Source organism: Bradyrhizobium sp. U87765 SZCCT0048 (assembly GCF_018131225.1).
In the GTDB taxonomy this organism is placed as follows: Bacteria; Pseudomonadota; Alphaproteobacteria; order Rhizobiales; family Xanthobacteraceae; genus Bradyrhizobium_A.
On record NZ_JAFCMM010000001.1, the window covers coordinates 1,369,131 to 1,386,283 of the forward strand.

General features: G+C 66.3%; 16 protein-coding genes. 4 read left to right on the top strand and 12 right to left on the bottom strand.

Going from position 1 to position 17,153, the window contains the following annotated elements:
• Nucleotides 1-46 precede the first annotated feature (46 nt).
• A complete protein-coding gene (gene pncB / locus JQ639_RS05910; protein ID WP_211970267.1) occupies nucleotides 47-1,351 on the top strand; it encodes a nicotinate phosphoribosyltransferase in 1,305 nt (434 codons plus the stop codon).
• A 211-nt stretch (nucleotides 1,352-1,562) separates the two neighbouring features.
• Here pncB and kce read toward each other — a convergent pair whose 3' ends face one another.
• From kce to JQ639_RS05935, 5 genes are all read right to left on the bottom strand, one after another.
• On the bottom strand, nucleotides 1,563-2,486 hold the full coding sequence (gene kce / locus JQ639_RS05915) for a 3,5-dioxohexanoate:acetyl-CoA acetone transferase (RefSeq protein ID WP_211970268.1): 924 nt from the start codon (nucleotides 2,484-2,486) through the stop codon (nucleotides 1,563-1,565).
• 25 nt (nucleotides 2,487-2,511) lie between these two features.
• The gene (locus tag JQ639_RS05920) at nucleotides 2,512-3,453 is read right to left on the bottom strand and encodes a 3-hydroxyacyl-CoA dehydrogenase (RefSeq protein WP_211970269.1); all 942 of its coding nucleotides are present in this window, start codon (nucleotides 3,451-3,453) and stop codon (nucleotides 2,512-2,514) included.
• Nucleotides 3,454-3,470: 17 nt separating this feature from the next.
• Nucleotides 3,471-5,990 carry a branched-chain amino acid ABC transporter ATP-binding protein/permease gene (locus JQ639_RS05925; RefSeq protein ID WP_211970270.1) on the bottom strand — a complete coding sequence of 840 codons (2,520 nt, stop codon included), beginning with the start codon at nucleotides 5,988-5,990 and terminating at the stop codon, nucleotides 3,471-3,473.
• A 16-nt stretch (nucleotides 5,991-6,006) separates the two neighbouring features.
• Entirely contained in the window at nucleotides 6,007-6,876 is an 870-nt protein-coding gene (locus JQ639_RS05930) for a branched-chain amino acid ABC transporter permease (RefSeq protein WP_249123682.1), read from the bottom strand.
• A 148-nt stretch (nucleotides 6,877-7,024) separates the two neighbouring features.
• Nucleotides 7,025-8,281 (bottom strand): ABC transporter substrate-binding protein, encoded by a 1,257-nt coding sequence (locus JQ639_RS05935; protein WP_211970272.1) that lies wholly within the window; start codon nucleotides 8,279-8,281, stop codon nucleotides 7,025-7,027.
• A 270-nt stretch (nucleotides 8,282-8,551) separates the two neighbouring features.
• Here JQ639_RS05935 and JQ639_RS05940 point away from each other — a divergent pair, with 270 nt between their 5' ends.
• The 3 genes from JQ639_RS05940 to JQ639_RS05950 all read left to right on the top strand — a co-directional run bounded on the left by JQ639_RS05940 (nucleotide 8,552) and on the right by JQ639_RS05950 (nucleotide 11,468).
• Entirely contained in the window at nucleotides 8,552-9,253 is a 702-nt protein-coding gene (locus JQ639_RS05940) for a GntR family transcriptional regulator (RefSeq protein ID WP_211970273.1), read from the top strand.
• Nucleotides 9,254-9,272: 19 nt separating this feature from the next.
• Complete coding sequence (locus JQ639_RS05945; RefSeq protein WP_211970274.1) at nucleotides 9,273-10,049, top strand: SDR family oxidoreductase; 777 nt, start codon at nucleotides 9,273-9,275, stop codon at nucleotides 10,047-10,049.
• Between the two features lie 168 nt (nucleotides 10,050-10,217).
• A complete protein-coding gene (locus JQ639_RS05950; protein WP_211970275.1) occupies nucleotides 10,218-11,468 on the top strand; it encodes a Zn-dependent hydrolase in 1,251 nt (416 codons plus the stop codon).
• Nucleotides 11,469-11,534: 66 nt separating this feature from the next.
• Here the strand turns inward: JQ639_RS05950 and JQ639_RS05955 are convergent, their stop codons facing one another.
• From JQ639_RS05955 to JQ639_RS05985, 7 genes are all read right to left on the bottom strand, one after another.
• Nucleotides 11,535-12,593: an alcohol dehydrogenase gene (locus JQ639_RS05955; RefSeq protein ID WP_211970276.1), complete on the bottom strand. Its 1,059-nt coding sequence runs from the start codon at nucleotides 12,591-12,593 to the stop codon at nucleotides 11,535-11,537.
• A 78-nt stretch (nucleotides 12,594-12,671) separates the two neighbouring features.
• Nucleotides 12,672-13,082 (bottom strand): VOC family protein, encoded by a 411-nt coding sequence (locus tag JQ639_RS05960; protein WP_211970277.1) that lies wholly within the window; start codon nucleotides 13,080-13,082, stop codon nucleotides 12,672-12,674.
• A gap of 17 nt (nucleotides 13,083-13,099) precedes the next feature.
• Entirely contained in the window at nucleotides 13,100-13,342 is a 243-nt protein-coding gene (locus tag JQ639_RS05965; RefSeq protein WP_211970278.1) for a DUF3297 family protein, read from the bottom strand.
• Nucleotides 13,343-13,413: 71 nt separating this feature from the next.
• Nucleotides 13,414-14,289 carry an SDR family oxidoreductase gene (locus JQ639_RS05970; protein WP_211970279.1) on the bottom strand — a complete coding sequence of 292 codons (876 nt, stop codon included), beginning with the start codon at nucleotides 14,287-14,289 and terminating at the stop codon, nucleotides 13,414-13,416.
• Nucleotides 14,290-14,353: 64 nt separating this feature from the next.
• Complete coding sequence (locus JQ639_RS05975) at nucleotides 14,354-14,941, bottom strand: class I SAM-dependent methyltransferase (RefSeq protein WP_249123665.1); 588 nt, start codon at nucleotides 14,939-14,941, stop codon at nucleotides 14,354-14,356.
• 92 nt (nucleotides 14,942-15,033) lie between these two features.
• Complete coding sequence (locus JQ639_RS05980) at nucleotides 15,034-16,395, bottom strand: sensor histidine kinase (RefSeq protein WP_211970280.1); 1,362 nt, start codon at nucleotides 16,393-16,395, stop codon at nucleotides 15,034-15,036.
• A complete protein-coding gene (locus JQ639_RS05985) occupies nucleotides 16,392-17,066 on the bottom strand; it encodes a response regulator transcription factor (protein WP_211970281.1) in 675 nt (224 codons plus the stop codon). The genes JQ639_RS05980 and JQ639_RS05985 overlap by 4 nt, the downstream gene beginning before the upstream one ends.
• Nucleotides 17,067-17,153: the final 87 nt, after the last annotated feature.

Genomic DNA, 17,153 nt, shown 5'->3' on the forward strand with positions numbered 1-17,153 from the left:
GATGGCCGACGCCGCGACCACGACCCGCCGGATGTAAGCCAGATCGATGACTGTCACCGATATTGCCACGCGAACCTATAACCACGGCTGGCGGCTCGACCCGATCATCCGCAGCATTCTGGATACGGACTTCTACAAGCTGCTGATGCTGCAGATGATCCGTGAGCTGCACCCCGACGTGGAGGTGACATTCTCGCTGATCAACCGCAGCCGCAACATCCGCCTTGCCGAGGTCATCGACGAGAAGGAGCTGCGCGCCCAGCTCGATCACGCCCGCACGGTGCAGCTATCGAAAAAGGAGCACATCTGGCTCGCCGGTAACACGTTCTACGGCAAGACCCAGATGTTCTCGTCGGACTTCCTGGCCTGGCTCGCCGACTTCCGCCTGCCTGACTACGACCTGCGCAAGGTCGACGGCCAGTACGAGCTGCATTTCGAAGGCCCCTGGACCCACACCACGATGTGGGAGATTCCAGCGCTCGCCATTGTCAACGAGCTGCGCTCGCGCCAGGCGATGAAGGGCCACGGCCGCTTTGCGCTGGACGTGCTCTATGCCCGCGCCAAGGCCAAGCTGTGGACCAAGGTGGAGCGCCTGAAGAAGCTCGACGGCCTGCTGCTGTCGGACTTCGGCACCCGCCGCCGCCATGGCTTCCTGTGGCAGCGCTGGTGCGTCGAGGCGGTGAAGGAAGGGCTCGGCCGCTCGTTCACCGGCACGTCGAACGTGCTGCTGGCAATGGACAACGATCTCGAGGCGATCGGCACCAATGCGCACGAGCTGCCGATGGTCGCAGCCGCCCTTGCCCGCAACGACGACGAGCTGCGCCAGGCGCCGTTCCGTGTGCTCGACGAATGGCGCAAGAGCTACGCCGGCAACCTGCTGATCGCCCTGCCCGATGCGTTCGGCACCACTGCGTTCCTGCGCGACGCGCCCGACTGGGTCGCGGACTGGACAGGCTTCCGTCCCGACAGCGCGCCGCCGATTTCTGCCGGCGAACAGATCATCCGCTGGTGGCAGGACAAGGGACGCGATCCCCGCAGGAAGATCCTGATCTTCTCCGACGCCATGGACGTCGACACCATCGAGGAGACGCACCGCCATTTTGCCGGCCGCGTGCGTACCAGCTTCGGCTGGGGCACCAACCTCACCAACGACTTCATCGGCTGCACGCCGGATGGCACCGCCGACCTCGATCCGATCTCGCTGGTGTGCAAGGTCACCGAGGTCAACGGCCGCCCCGCGGTGAAGCTTTCGGACAACACCGAAAAGGCGACCGGCGCGCCGGAAGAAATCGCGCGCTACTTGCGCGTATTCGGCGACGCCGACCGCATCACCAGCGCCGTGCGGGTGTAGAGAGCTCTGCGGCCGAGCGCTTCATCCGTCATCCTGATGTGCTCGCGATAGCAAGCCTCGAAGAATGAACCGCACCGTGGCCGATGATCGGGCCGTCGCCCGTCGAGGGCCGTACTGCGCATCGCAAGTCGGGCCTGCCCGACTTGCGGCTTTTAAAGAACGCCCCGGCCAAAGCCGGGGCTGTGCACTCAGGGCGCCGGGTCACGAGACCCTACACTTCCAGCTTGTCGCCGCCCTTGAGGTCGAGGATCTCGCGCGCCTCGTCGGGGCTCGCGATCTCGAGACCGAGGCCCTCGATGATCTGGCGCACGAGACGCACCTGCTCGGCGTTGGATTGCGCGAGCTTCCCGGGGCCGCCCCACAGCGAATCCTCGAGGCCGACGCGGACATTGCCGCCCATGGCCGCCGCCATCGCCGCGATCGGCAATTGGTTGCGCCCGGCGCCCAGCACCGACCATTGGTACTGGTCACCGAACAGACGGTCCGCCGTCCGCTTCATATGCATGACATCGTCCGGATGGGCGCCGATGCCGCCCTGCAGGCCGAACACGGTCTGTACGAACAGCGGCGCCTTCACCAATCCCTGATCGAGGAAGTACTTCAGGTTGTAGAGATGGGCGGTGTCGTAGCATTCGAACTCGAAGCGAGTGCCAGAGCCCGACAATGTCGTCAGCACGTACTCGATGTCGGCGAAGGTATTGCGGAACACGATGTCCTTGTTTTCGACATGCTTGCGTTCCCATTCATGCTGGAAGGTCTTGAAGCGGTTGAGCATGCCGAAGAAGCCGAAGTTCATCGACCCCATGTTCAGCGACGCCACCTCCGGCTTGTAAACAGCGGCGGGCCGCACGCGCTCGTCGACGGTCATGGTCGGCGCGCCGCCAGTGGTCAGGTTGATGACGCAGTCCGAACGCTGCTTGATCACCTTCAGGAACGGCGCGAACGCCTCCGGGCTCTGGTCAGGCTGTCCGGTCTTCGGGTTGCGCGCATGCAGATGCACGATCGCAGCGCCCGCCTCGGCCGCTTCGATCGCCGCGTCGGCGATCTCCTCCGGTGTCACCGGCAGCGCCCTGGACATCGACGGGGTGTGAATGGCGCCGGTGACGGCGCAGGTGATGATGACTTTACGGGCCATGGTTCGCTTCTCCTTGACGTGACGTTCAATCGTGTTGGGCGGCCTTGTGCGCGGCGAGCGCCGCGAGGCGCTCGTTGCGTCGCCGGGTCAGCCTGGCAATCCGCTCCGGTGCCGGCGTGTGCGGCCACGCGGCGATCACCGCATCGACATTGGGGCTTTCGTAGACGTCGGCCCGGGCCGGCGTTGCGGCCAGTTGCTTGTAGAAGCCGGTGTAGCGTGCGCAGTAGTCGGGAATGCCGCCGGGCGCGTTAAGCTCGATGGTCTCGAACGGCCCGAGGAACGACCAGCGCAAGCCAAGACCATCCTTGACGGTGTGGTCGAGATCCTCCGCGGACACAAAGCCCTCGCCAACGAGACGGAACGCTTCCGCCAGCAGCGCGCCCTGCAGGCGGTTGAGAATGAAGCCATCGATCTCGCGCCTGACCGTGATCGGCACCTGGCCGACGGCCTGATAGATCTGCCGCGCCTGCACGATCGCGTCCGGCGATGTCCACGGCGCTCCGCACAATTCGACCAGCGGCACGAGATGCGGCGGGTTGACCGGGTGACCGATCAGGCAGCGTGCGCGGCCGGCGAGCCGTTCGGTGAAGCGCGAGGCGACAATCGCTGAAGTCGACGACACCAGCAGCGCCTGCGGCGGCGCAAGGCGATCGAGTTCGCTGAAGATCTGTCGCTTGGCTTCCACCGTCTCCGGACCGTTCTCCTGGACGAAATCGACGCCGTCGACCGCGGCGGCGAGGTTCGGCGCCACGGAAATCCGTGCCGCCGCAGCAGCAGGATCCGTCACGAGACCATGCCGGGCAAGACCAGCGAGTTCGCCCGTGATCAGTTCCGGCGCGGCGGCCAATGTCGGTGCATGCGGATCGGTCAGCCGCACGGTCCAGCCGGCGCGCGCGAACACCGCCGCCCATGCCCGGCCGATCAATCCAACGCCGACGATCGCGACCTGTCCTGCCTTTTCCGCCATGTGCTGTCTTCCTCTCCCTAGAGCCACAAGACCTTGCGGCGCAGGTCCAGATCCTCGCGCAACGCGCGCGACGGGCCACGATGGATCACCTGCCCGCGCTCCAGCGCCACCGTCGTGTCCGACAACGCCAGTGCGAGGTCGAGATTATGGTCGACAATGACAATGGCGACTTCGTTGCGCAGTCGATCGAATGTGTGGAACAGCTGCTCGACCACCGCCGGCGCCAGTCCCTCGAACGGCTCGTCGAGCAGCAGCACCCGCACATCGCCGGACAGCGCGCGGGCGACCGCGACCATCTGCTGCTCGCCGCCGGAGAGATAGTCCGCCGGGCTGTGCAGCCGCTCCCGGATGCGCGGGAAGTACTCGTAGATGCGCTCGCGCGTCCAGTGCACGCCATGGCCGGTCTGCCGCTTGAGGCCGCCGAGCTCGAGGTTCTGCTCCACCGTCATGCCGGCGAACAGGCCGCGGCCCTGCGGCACATAGCCGATGCCGAGCCGCGCGATCTCTGCGGGACTGCGCCCGACCAGTTCGTTGTCGGCGAGTACGATCGAGCCCGTGGACGCCGGCGCAATACCGATCAGCGTCTTCAGCAAGGTCGACTTGCCGGCGCCGTTGCGGCCGAGCAATGCGATGATTTCATTGTGGTGCAGCGGAAAATCGACGCCCTTGAGGATATGGCTCTTGCCATAGAAGGTGTCGACATCCTTGACCGCCATCAGCAAGCCCGGCGTCGCCGCGGTCTCGCGTACCTGCGCGGCGATCGCCGCCGTGCCGGAGCCGATATAGACCTCCTGCACCTTCGGACTGGAGCGTGCGTCCTCGACCGAGCCGTCGAGCAGCACCCGTCCCTCGTTCATGACCGTGACGTGGTCGGCAAGCTGAAACACGCGATCGATGTCGTGCTCGACCAGCAGCACCGGGATGTCCGCGGAGATGCGCTTGATGATGGCGCCGATGCGCTCGCGCTCGGCGGCGGCAAGGCCCGCGAGCGGTTCGTCGAGCAGCAGCACCCGCGGCGCGGTGGCAAGCGCAAGCCCCATATCGAGCAGCCGCTGGCCGCCATAGGACAGCGAGCCGGCCTCGGCGCGCTCGATGCCGGCAAGGCCGAGATAGCGGATGATCTCGTCGGCCTGGGTGTTAATATCGGCGATCGACAGCGCCGGCGTGAAGGGATCGGCGCGGCGCGGATGGCGCGCCTGTACTGCCAGGCGAATATTCTCCGCGACCGACAATCCCGGAAACAGGTTGGTGATCTGGAACGAGCGCCCGATACCGGCGGCTGCGATGTCTTCCGGCGCGCGGCCGGCGATCGCCTGTCCCATCAGCGTGACCGCGCCGTCGTCCGGCACATGCAGGCCGGACAGCAGGTTGAACGCCGTGGTCTTCCCCGCGCCGTTCGGCCCGATCAGCGCGTGCAGCGAGCGGTCGGCGATGGCGATGTCGATGCCCTGCACCGCGCGGATGCCGCCGAAACTCTTGGTCATCTGGCGGGCGGCGAGGATCGCGCCATCGAACGCGGCCTGCGGCCGCAGCATGTCCGGCAGCGGCAGCGCCTCGATGCGCCGGGCCGCCATCGCGGCATCCTCCACGGGCACTTTGCGGAACGGCGCCAGCAGCCGTCCGGCAACGCCGGTCAATCCCGAGGGCGAGAACACGATGAAGCCGACGAACACCAGCCCCAGCCAGAACAGCCAGTTCTCCGAATAGATACTCAGGAACTCGCGAAACATGACATAGAACAGCGCGCCCAGCGCCGGGCCGAGGAAGCTGCGCATGCCGCCGATCACCACCATCGCCAGCAGCTCGCCGGAGAACCCGACCGAGATCGGATCGGCCGAGGTCATGCGGTTCTTGTAGAGCAGCAGAATGCCGGCAAGGCCAGTGATGGTGGCCGACAGCGTGAAGGCGGCGAGCTTGTAACGGGTGGTGGCGTAGCCGAGGAAGCGCGCCCGTTGCTCGTTCTCGCGGATCGCCACCAGCACGGAGCCGACCGTCGAATTGTGGAAGCGCCACAGCAGCGCCACCACGACGAAGGCGATCGCCGCGACAAACCAGTAATAGCTGGACGAGGATTCGAGATCGACGCCGAGCAACGTCGGGCGAGTAATACCACCGATGCCGTTCTCCCCGCCCGTCACATCCGTCCAGCGGAACGCAATGACATAGAGCATGGCTGCGAGCGCCAGCGTCAGCAGCGAGAAGTAGACGCCGCGCCGCCGCAGGATCAGGAAGCCGAAGGCGGCGGCGACGACCGCGACGAGCGCGAGACCGGCGAGCGCCGGACCGAAGAACGAGCCTGGCATCCAGGAGCGCTGGACGATAGCGGCGGCATAGGCGGCGAGCCCGAACCAGGCCCCGTGGCCGAACGACACGAGGCCGGTGTGGCCGACCAGGATGTTGAGCGCCATGCAGGCCATGGCGAACACCACGACCTCGGTCGCCGACGTCATGGTCAACCCGATCGCCAGCATCGCCGCTGGCAGCAGCAGCAGGCCCGCGGCGACGATGATCAGGGGGAGCGGCAGCTTGTGCGTCATCGGAGTCACCTGCCGCTTACTCGAACCGCATGATGCGCTCGCCGAACAGGCCGCGCGGGCGGAACAGCAGCACCAGCAACATCAACAGGTAGATCGCCGCGGTCGAGGCTGCGGAATAGCCGATCGCGATCATCGTCCCCTTGACGAGGCCGACCAGCAGCGCCGCGACCACCACACCCCAGAACGAGCCGAGGCCGCCGATGACCACGACCACGAAGGCCGGGGTGATGATCTCGTTTCCCATCGCCGGATGCACCGAATAGATCGGCGCCAGCAGCACGCCGGCGAGCCCGGCGAGCCCGATGCCGAGTGCGGCGACCGTGGACATGTACGGCTGCAGCGAGATGCCCAGCGCCCCGACCATGTCGGGGTTCTGCACGCCTGCCCGCACCACGCGGCCGAACGCGGTCTTCTGCAGCAGCAGCCACAGCAAGAGCACGCAGACCGTCGCGACACCGAGCAGCACCGTGCGGTAGTACGAATAGATGAAGGAGCCGACCACCACCTGTCCGCGCAGTGCCGGCGGGATGGCATAGGACAGCGGCGGCGCACCGAAGATCATGCGCAGCGCCTGCTCGGCAACCATCGCAAGACCAAAGGTCAACAGCAGCGACAGGATAGGATCGGCGCGGTAGAAGCGGCGAAACAGCAGGCGTTCGATGACGAGACCGAGCAGCGCCACTGCTACGGGAGCGGCGACAAAGGATCCGCCGAAGCCGAGATAGGGCGACAGTACCAATGTCAGATAGGCGCCGATGGCGAAGAATGCGCCATGCGCGAGGTTGACGATGCCGCCGAGCGAAAAGATCAGCGACAGACCCAGCGCGATCAGGAGATAGTAGACACCATCGAGCAGGCCGTTGAGCAGCTGCTGGACGAAAAGCATCACCGACACGGTCTCGATCCTGTTGATGGACGATCGCTATCGGACGCAGCCGCATGGAACGGGCGGCTTCGTCCTGCGCATCCGGAAAAGGAAGGAAGACGCAGCCCTCCAGGGCTGAACCCATGGAGGGCTGCGGCAGGTTGCACGCTCAGGGGGCGAACGTGCAGGTATTTTCTTCCTTGGTTGAGGCAATGACCTCGAGATCTTCGTTCGGTCCGGGGACTGGGTCGCTCGACGTGAAGATGTCCCACTGGTTCTTGATCTTGTCCGCCGGCAATGCGGTGATGGCATACATCTCGTGCATCAGCTGGTGGTCGGAAGCCCTGAAATAGCCGGCACGGGTTTTCATCACGTCGAACTTGGCGCCCTTTTCGAAGTGCTCCACCATTTTCGTGGAGTCCGGCGACTTCAGCTCGTTGATGCTCTCTGCGACGATCCTGGCGGCGACGTAGTCGCCCCACGCCTGGTTCTCTGGTGGTTTGCCGTACTTTTTGGTGAAGGCCGCAACGAACGCCTTGCTGTTCGGCGTGTCGACGAGATGGTGCCAGACGCAGGGCCAGGTGCCGACAAAGCTGCCCTTGCCGGCCGCCCAGGCGAGCGCAGTGTCGAAGCCGAAGCCGCCAACCGGATAGGTCAGGCCGAACTCGGCATACTGCTTGAGGAAGTTGGTGATCTGGGTGCCCGAGAGGTTGAGCACGACGAGATCGGGCTGGCTGGCGCGAATCTTGAGCAGGTACGCCGAGAAATCGGTCGCATCGGTCGGCACCAGTTCGTCGCCCGCGAAGTCACCGCCATTGTTCCCCATGAAGCGCTTGGCGACGCGCAGCAGATCATGACCGAAGGCATAGTCGGCCGTCAGCGAGTACCACTTCTTGCCTTTGACCAGGCCATCGCGCAGGAACGAGCGACCGACCGATTTGACATACATCGAGTTCTGCGACTCGACATGGAACATGTAGCGCTTGCAATCGGCACCGCGCAGCGCGTCGGAGTTGGCGCCGGTGTTGATGAACAGCGTCTTGTTGCGCTGGGCGACCTGGGCAATGGTCAGCGCCGAGGCCGACGAGATTTCGCCGATGATACAGGCGACCTTGTCGCGCTCGATCATGCGCTCGGCCTTGGTCGAGGCGGTCTGCGGATTGACCGAATCTTCCTTCAGCAGTTCGACCTTGCGGCCCATCACACCGCCACCGGCATTGATCTCTTCGACGGCAAGGTCGATCGCCATCACCGCATATTCACCGAGCGGACCGAGAAAGCCGGTGCGCGGCGTCAGATGCCCGATCCGGACCACGTCCGGTGTCTGCGCCAGCAGCAGCGACGGCGCAGACAGGCCGGACACCAGTGCGGCGCCGGCGGTTCCCTTCAACAATGTTCGGCGCGTGAGACGGCCTTCTTGCGACATGGACGTGCCTCCCTGTGCGGCTTCGCCGCGAATGGCGATTGTCGTTGTCCGGCGAGACTTCGCGCTGTAGCCGCGCGTTTGATCTACCTTGCCGTGATCTGTGATCACAGTTAGACTGACAAAACGTCATCGGGTTGTCCAGCCCCTTTTCGTTGGCCGGCGGTGCGACCGCTGGTCCGGAGGGACAAAACCCGGCAAACATCACATGACGCCTGTCTCCGGCTCGCACCGGCTTGGCGTCTTGGGGAAACTGTCTGCAGGAGATCAGCCGTGGGGTCGTCCACCACCGCACTGAGCATCGTTGAGCCGCTCGACCGGCAGACGCTTGGCGAGCGCGCCTATGCCAAGCTCGCCGATCTCCTGATTTCCGGCCGCCTCGCGCCGGGCGAAAAGCTGTCACTGCGCGGCGCCGCAGAAGTCCTCGGCGTCTCGATCATGCCGGTGCGCGAAGCGGTGTCGCGCCTGATCGCCGACCGCGCGCTGGAAGTCGCGCCTAACCGCGCCGTGCGCGTGCCGGTGATGTCCGCCGAACAGTTTCGCGACCTGACGCGCATCCGGATCGAGATCGAGGGGTATGCCGCAGCCCAGGCCGCCGCCCTGCACACCCCCGAGGATCTTGGAGGTCTCATCACTGCGGAAGCGGCCATGCGCGAGGAGAGCGAAGCCGCTGAGCCCGATCTCGCCCGTGCCGTGGAACTCAACAAGGGCTTTCATTTCGCGGTGTATGCCGCCGCCCATTCGCCCACGCTGCTGGAGATCATCCGCGCGCTGTGGCTCAAGGCCGGCCCGGTGATCAACCTCGACCTGCGCGCCAATCCGCAGCGCCTTGCCGCCAGCGGCATCGTCGCCAAGCATGATGCCGTGCTGCGGGCGATCACGGCGCGCAACAGCGAAGGCGCCCGCGCCGGCATCGCCGCCGACATCCAGGGCGCTTCGAGCTTCATCCTCTCGCGCGGCGGCCTGCCCGACTGACTTAAATTCCGGAGCTGACATGGATCTCGATATCAAGGGCCTGCGCGTTCTCGTCACCGCCGGCGCCAGCGGCATCGGTCTCGCCATCGCCCAGGCCTTCGTTCGCGAAGGCGCGCGCGTCGCCATCTGCGACGTCGACGAAGCCGCGCTCACCGCGCGCGCTGCGAGCGATCCGCAGTTCTCCCGCTTCACCTGCGATGTGGCGAACCGCGCCGCCGTCGCCCCCCTGTTCGAGAACGTCACCAAAGCACTCGGCGGCCTCGACGTCCTCGTCAACAACGCCGGCATCGCCGGTCCCACGGCGCGCGTCGAAGAGATGCATCCGGAAGACTGGGACCGCTGCCTGCAGGTCTGCCTCACCGGCCAGTTCAATTGCGCGCGGCTCGCGGTGCCGCTGTTGCGGCAGAGCACCAATGCCTCGATCGTCAACCTGTCGTCGGCGGCCGGCCGGCTCGGATTTGCGCTGCGTTCGCCCTACGCCGCCGCCAAGTGGGGCGTGATCGGCTTTACCAAATCGCTGTCCATCGAGCTTGGCCCCGACAATATCCGCGTCAACGCCATCCTGCCCGGCCTCGTCGCCGGCGACCGCCAGCGCCGTGTGCTCGAGGCCAAGGCGCAGCAGCGCGGTGTCTCCTACAAGGAGATGGAGGACATCGCCTTCTCCTTCACCTCGATCAAGGAGTACGTGACGCCGGAGCAGATCGCCGACCAGATCGTGTTCATGTGCAGCCCGCGCGGTCGCACCATCTCGGGCCAGGCGATCTCGATCTGCGGCGACACCCGCATGCTGGGCTGAAGTCTTCACGCCTGCTGTCGTCTGCAGCGGCGTTGCCGTGATTTGCCCGCGAAACGACCAGCCGGCGGCGACAATTGCAGCAGCCGCCATACGGCACGGCCCGTTCCGCGACCCGCCGAATGATGCTATGCCGCAACCGGCCTCCGACTGTCAGGAAAGTCCCCGCACATGGCAAAGCATCTCTCCAACCTCCAGATCGATTCCGCCCGGCTGTGGGGCGCCATCCACGAGACGGCGCAGTTCGGCGCGACGCCAAAGGGCGGCGTCCGTCGCCTGACGCTCGGCCCCGAGGACAAGAAGGTGCGCGACTGGTTTCGCGCCGCATGCGAGGCAGCCGGCTGCACCGTGCATGTCGACGCACTCGGCACCATGTATGCCATTCGTCGCGGCCGCGACATGACCAAGCTGCCGATCGGCCTCGGCTCGCATCTCGACACCCAGCCGACCGGCGGCAAGTACGACGGCATTCTCGGCACCCTCGCGGCGCTCGAGGTCGTGCGGACCCTCAACGACGCCGGCATCGAAACCGACGCGCCGCTGTGCATCATCAACTGGACCAATGAAGAGGGCTCGCGCTTTGCACCAGCCATGATGGCGTCGGCCGCCTACGCCGGCGATTACACCACCGACGACATCCTCGGCCGGACCGATGCGGAGGGCATCAGCGTCGGCCAGGCGCTCGACAGCATCGGTTATCGCGGCACCGAGCCCGTCGGCGCGATCAGGCTCGGCAGCTTCGTCGAGCTGCATATCGAGCAAGGGCCGATCCTGGAAGCGGAGAACAAGACCATCGGCGTCGTCGATCATGGCCAGGGCATCATCTGGTACGACGGCAGGATCGCCGGCTTCGCCAGCCACGCCGGCGCGACCCCGATGCCGCTGCGCCGCGACGCGCTGGCAACGCTCTCTGAAGTGGTCCTCGCGGTCGAGAAGATCGCGCGCGAGCACGGCCCGAACGCGGTCGGCACGGTCGGCGAAGCGGTGATCGACAACCCCTCGCGCAACGTCATTCCCGGCGACATCGCCTTCACCATGGAATTCCGCAGCCCCGACGGCAACACGCTCGAAGCGCTCGACCGTGCGCTGCGTCCGGCAATCGCCGAGATCGCCGCCCGCCGCAAGGTCGCCGTCGACCTCGACATGATCTGGCGCAAGGAGCCGACCCACTTCGACACCCGCATGATCGAGGCCGTGCAGACCGCGAGCGACGCGCTCGGCTATTCCAGCCGCCGCATCACCTCCGGCGCCGGCCATGACGCCTGCAACATGGCCGGCGTGATGCCAACCGCGATGATCTTCGTGCCGTGCAAGGATGGCATCAGCCACAACGAAATTGAGGACGCGACCCAGGCCGACTGCACCGCCGGCGCCAACGTGCTGCTGCACACCGTGCTGTCGCTCGCCGGCGTCGGCGCCTGAAGCATCCAACGCAAAAGGCGCGGCCCGCAGGCCGCGCCTGATTTCACGACATCGAAAGTTCTGCGCTCAGGCGCGCTCAAGCACCAGGCGGCCGCGAACCTTGCCGGCACGCAGCCGGTCCAGCGCGGCATTGGCCTGCGCCATAGGCACGGCCTCGACCGGCATCGCCCGCACCTTTCCCTGCTTGACGAGGTCGATGAGCTCCTTGAGCTCGCCAAGATTGCCGACATAGGAGCCGCGCAGGTTGATGGCGCGCAGCACCAAGAGCGGCAGCGACAGCGTGATATCGCCGCCGAACAGGCCGACCACGACGTAGGTGCCGGCCTTGCGGATCGCCGCGATGCCGAACTCCGCCGTCGCCTGCGCGCCGACGAAATCGATCGCCGCACCGACACCGCCGGTCTTCGCCTGCAGCGTCGCCAGTGCGTCCTTGTCGCGGGGATCGACCACCACGCCAGCCCCGCTCGCCAGCGCCAGCTCGCGCTTGGCCGGATCGATGTCGGCGACCGCGATGTTCCTGAAACCGAGCCCCTTGGCGATCTCAAGGCCGCTGAGACCGACGCCGCCGATGCCGAGAATCAACAGCCAGTCGCGATCACCGGCGATATCGACCTTGCGCAGCGCACTGTAGGCGGTGAGACCGGAGCAGGCATAGGTCGCCGCCAGCGTCGGATCGATACCAGTGACGTCGACGAGATAGCGCGGATGCGGCACGAGGCACTTTTCGGCGTAGCCACCGGCGCGATGGACGCCGATCGAATTCGGCTTGGGGCAGAGGTTCTCCTCGCCGCGACGGCAGATCTCGCACGCGCCGCAGCCGAGCCAGGGATGGACCAGGAACGTCCGGCCGATCATGTCGTCGCCGATCGGCGCATCCGGCCCCTTGGCCACCAGCCGCCCGAGCACCTCGTGGCCGAGCACCACCGGCGGCGTCACACCGCGATCGGCAAGGCTGAGCTTCTTGCCGCCGCCGAGATCATAGTATCCCTCCTGCAGATGCAGATCGCTGTGGCAGACGCCGCAGCGCGTCACTTCGATCACCACCTCGGCGCCCTTGGGCTGCGGATCGGGCACATCGATCTCGGCGATCGGCTCGCAGAACATTTTGACGGCATAGGCGCGCATGGTTTTCCTCCCCGTTCTTCACAGCCGCGAGCACGGCCCGCGGCACCTTCCTTGGGCGGCACGGATCGCGCGACGCCTTCAGGCGGAGTATGAAGAGATTTCGATCAGGCTGCCATCCGGATCACGGCAATACACCGATGCGAGAACGCCGCGCGCGCCCTGCTTGGCGACCGGCCCCTCCGCAATCGCGACACCACAGGCCTGCAGATGCCGCACCACCTCGTCGGGCGAGGCGGTCGTCAGGAAGCAGAGATCGTCGCTGCCCGCAGTCTCGTGGTCGGCCGTGAACCACTCGACCTTGTCGGCCGTCAGCGGGCGGAGATTGATCTTCTGATGGCCGAACACCATCGATACACGCGGCGGCTTGCCCTGCCCCGGATCGAAATCCCGGCGCTCCATGCCCAGCACTTTTTGGTACCACCTCGCTGAAATTTCCACGTCGCGAACATTGAGGACGAGATGGTCGAGCGCAGTGACGATGACGGACATCGGCGCCTCCGAAATATTCAGGTCTTGTCGCGGAAATACGGCTCGACGGGACCGCTGAGCTTGATGGTCATCGGATTGCCGAAACGATCCTTTGCCGTGCCGACCGGCACGCGTACCCAGCCCTCACTGACGCAGTACTCCTCGACGTTGTCCTTCTCGACTCCCTTGAAGCGGATGCCGATGTCCCGCGCCAGCACGTCGGCGTTGTAGTACGGGCTCTTCGGGTCGACGGACAGGCGGTCCGGAAGCTGGTCGGTCATGACGGGAATCCTCAGGGTAGCGGTCGTTCAGCCCTGCTTACCGCGCAGCGCCGCTGCTGACAACGTTCGCCTCAGGCCGGGCCGTCGCCGGCCGCACGCAACGCCGTGAGCCCCTCACGGTAGGTCGGATACTGCAGCGTGACGCCAAGCTCCGCGCGGGTGCGCTGGCTGTGCACCCGTTTGCACTCCATGAAGAAGCTGCGCGACATCGGCGTCATATCGGCCTCGTCGAAGGCAATTTCCGGCGGCGGCTGGACGCCGCACAGCGCTGCGGCGAACGTCACGACGTCCTGTGGCGGCGCCGGCTCGTCATCGGCGCCGTTGTAGATCGCGCCGGCGCGCGGCCGCGCCAGCGACGCCTCGACGAGCTGCGCAACATCGGCGACATGAATGCGGTTGAAGACCTGCCCCGGCTTGACGATCCGCCGTGCCTTGCCCTCGGCCAGTTGCACGAGTTGGTTGCGCCCCGGCCCATAGATCCCCGAGAGGCGGAAGATATGGGTCGGGATGTCGCGCTCGGCACCAAAGGCCAGCCACTGCCGCTCGACCGCGAGACGCTCCCGAGAGCGGCCGTCGGACGGCGTCTCCGCCGTGCCCTCGTCAACCCAGCCGCCGCCGTGGTCGCCATAGACGCCAACGGTCGAGAGATAGCCGATCCAGCGCAGGTGCGATGCTGCCGCGAGGTCCGCTCCATGGATGCGCAGCACCAGATCCTGCCCGCCCTGCGGCGGCACCGAGATCAGCACGGCATCGCTCGCGGCAAGATCCTCGGCGATCGCGGCATCGTGCTCCTCGCCGCTGAACAACCGCACGGTCAGGCCAGCATCGGACAGGCGTTCCGCCTTGGCGGCGGTGCGCACGGTTCCCGCCACGCCGGCGCCAGCAATCAGCAGACGCTGCGCGATGATCTCCGCCGAATAGCCAAGCCCGAAAATGAAGATCCGCATACCCGTACTGCTCCTCGCATTCACGGGCCTCCCTATGACAGGAAATGCGGCCGGCGTCGAATGCTCAGCCGATCCGGAGCGGCTTGCGGCGACTGATACGATAGACGGACGCCGGTGGAACATTGAGCAGCGCGCTGCCGATGCAGGTCGCCTTCAGGCCGAGACGGTCCAGCAGCGGCCGCGGTACCGGGCAGCGCGGACCATAGGTGAACTGGTAGAACGCGCCTCCCGGGCGCAGATAGTTGAATGCGCCTCCGAGAATCGCCATCATCTTGCGCGGCGTCATGTTGAGCAGCGGCAGGCCGCTCACCACCGCGCCGACCGACTGGCTGTCGAACAGGTTGTGCTGACTGATCTGCCCGGCATCCATCCACAATACCCGTGCGTCGGGAAAGCGCAGCTGCAGCAGCCGCACGAAATCCGAGCCGTACTCGATCAAGGCAAGATTCTCCTGCTGCACGCCGCGCGCGAGCAGCGCCTCGGTAAAGACACCGGTGCCCGGCCCCAGTTCGATCACCGGTCCGGTGTTCGGACCGATCTCGCTGGTGATCAGACGGGCCAGCGCCGCGCCCGACGGCGCGATGGCGCCGACACGGGCCGGCTGCGTCACCCAGGCGCGAAAGAAGGAAAACACGTCGTTTGTTGTCATCATTCCGGCAATCCACTGCGATCGAAAAGGCTTCTGCCTTGTGACGCAGCCAGATGATGGGGACATTGCGATTCGCGGCGCACGCGCGAAAATAACTACAGCACGGGAAACGACATCCGGAAGCAGGCGCCCTTGCCCGGCCCGCTTGCCACGGCGATCCGCCCGTTGTGGCGCTGCACGATCTCGCGGACGATGTTGAGCCCGAGGCCGACGCCGCGGTTGTGCGATTGCAGGCGATGGAACGGCTCGAAAATCCGTTCGTGGTGTTCCGGCGCAATCCCCGGTCCCTGATCGCACACCGCAATGGTGCCGGGCTGCTCGACGCTGATGGTGATGCTGCCCTTGCGCCCGCCATGCGCAATGGCGTTCTGCACGAGATTGATCACCGCGCGCTCGAGCGCAGCCTGGTCGCCCGTCACCATGACGGTCTCGGCCTCGCAGACGAACGACATCTCGTAGCCGGCCATGATTGCCAGCGGCGCGAGATCGGACGCCACACGGGCGCCGATGCCGACGAGGTCGACAGGTGCCATGAGCTCGGGGTGCAGATCGAGGCGCTGCAAGTCGAGCAGTTGTTCCGCGAGCGTCGCCAGGCGCGACACGTCTTCCAGCAGGCGCTCCTTGTCGCCGCTGTCGATCAGGCCTTCGAGACGCGTCTGCAGGATCGCGATCGGCGTGCGCAACTCATGCGCCGCGTCGGTCAGGAAGCGCTTGTGCCGCTCGTAGCCGTGGTCGAGACGCCGCAACGCGCCGTTGAATGCATCGATCAGCGGAGCAACCTCGGCCGGCATATCGGCCGGCGACAGGCGCGCGCCGCGGCGATCGAAGTCGACCCGGCCGGCCTGCGTGGCGGCATCGCCGAGCCCGGCGAGCGCACGGCGCACCACCACGGGGGTCGCGATCAATGTCGCCAGCGTCATCAGCAGCAGCGACGGCAGGCCGATCGCGGCGAACAGCAACAGCCCGACCAGCACCGCCTTGCGCAGCGGCATCGGGCCCTGCGACGCGGTGAGGATCTGCACTGGCCCCGCCTCGGTGGTCACCCGCTTGAACCGCGCGGCATACCGATCGGGATCGTCGCCGATCTGCCAGCCAAGACGCCCCTGGCTGATCTGGTCGAGCGCGCCGCCGATACCGGCGAAATCCGGCGGCACCACGCCCTCGGTCAGGACGTGATCCTGTCCATCACGCACGACGAACCACAGGCCGGGATCGTCGGCGCGCAGCGCCGCGAGATCCGCGGTCGCGCGCAGCGTCAGTCCACCGGACGCATTGCGTACGATCGCGGCCTGCACCACATCGATGACGCGGTCCTCGTCACGGTTGTCGATGAGATAGCCGGTGGCCCACATCGCCCCGATCACCAGCACGACCAGCGCGGTGAGCAGCGCCGCCTGCAGGGGAACGAGGCGCCAGATCAGACGCGACCGCAGGGAGCGGAGCGGCCGCTCGCTCATCGTGCGGGCTTCAGCAGATAGCCGATGCCCCGGATGGCATGAATCTCGAGGCCCGCTTCCGCATCGGTCAGCTTGCGGCGCAGCCGCGACACGTGCGTGTCCAGCGCATTCGACTGGATCTCGTCGTCGAAGCTGTACACCGCCTGCTCGAGCGAGGCGCGCTGCACCGTGCGCCCCATCCGCCGCAACAGCGTCTCCAGCACCAGCAGCTCGCGCCGCGGCAGGTTGAGTGCCTCACCCCCGACCGACGCGACTCGGTTGTCGAAGTCGAACGACAGCCGGCCCGCCTGCATGATGTCGGCGGCCACATCCGCCGGGCGGCGCAGAATCGCCCGCAGCCGCGCCATCAGTTCCTCGATGGCGAACGGCTTGGCGAGATAGTCGTCGGCACCGGTGTTCAGTCCCGTCACCCGGTCGGCGAGGTCGCCGCGCGCGGTGAGCACGATGACCGGAACGCCGAGCCCCTTGGCCCGCAGGCGTGGAATCAGGCTGAGGCCGTCGCCGTCGGGCAGCTGGCGGTCGAGCAGGATCGCGCCATGAACGTCGACCGCCACCGCCTCGACGGCGTCGGCGAGCGTGCGCACATGATCGGTCACGATGTCATAGCGCTTGAGCGCGGTCCGCAGCGCTTCGGCCATTTCTGGCTCGTCTTCGACCAGCAAGATTCGCAAAGTGATACGCCAGCGTTGTCTGAGGTTCGATGTCTCACATTCACATTACGGCAACATTGCGCAGTGGACATCGCGTCGCACCGGCGG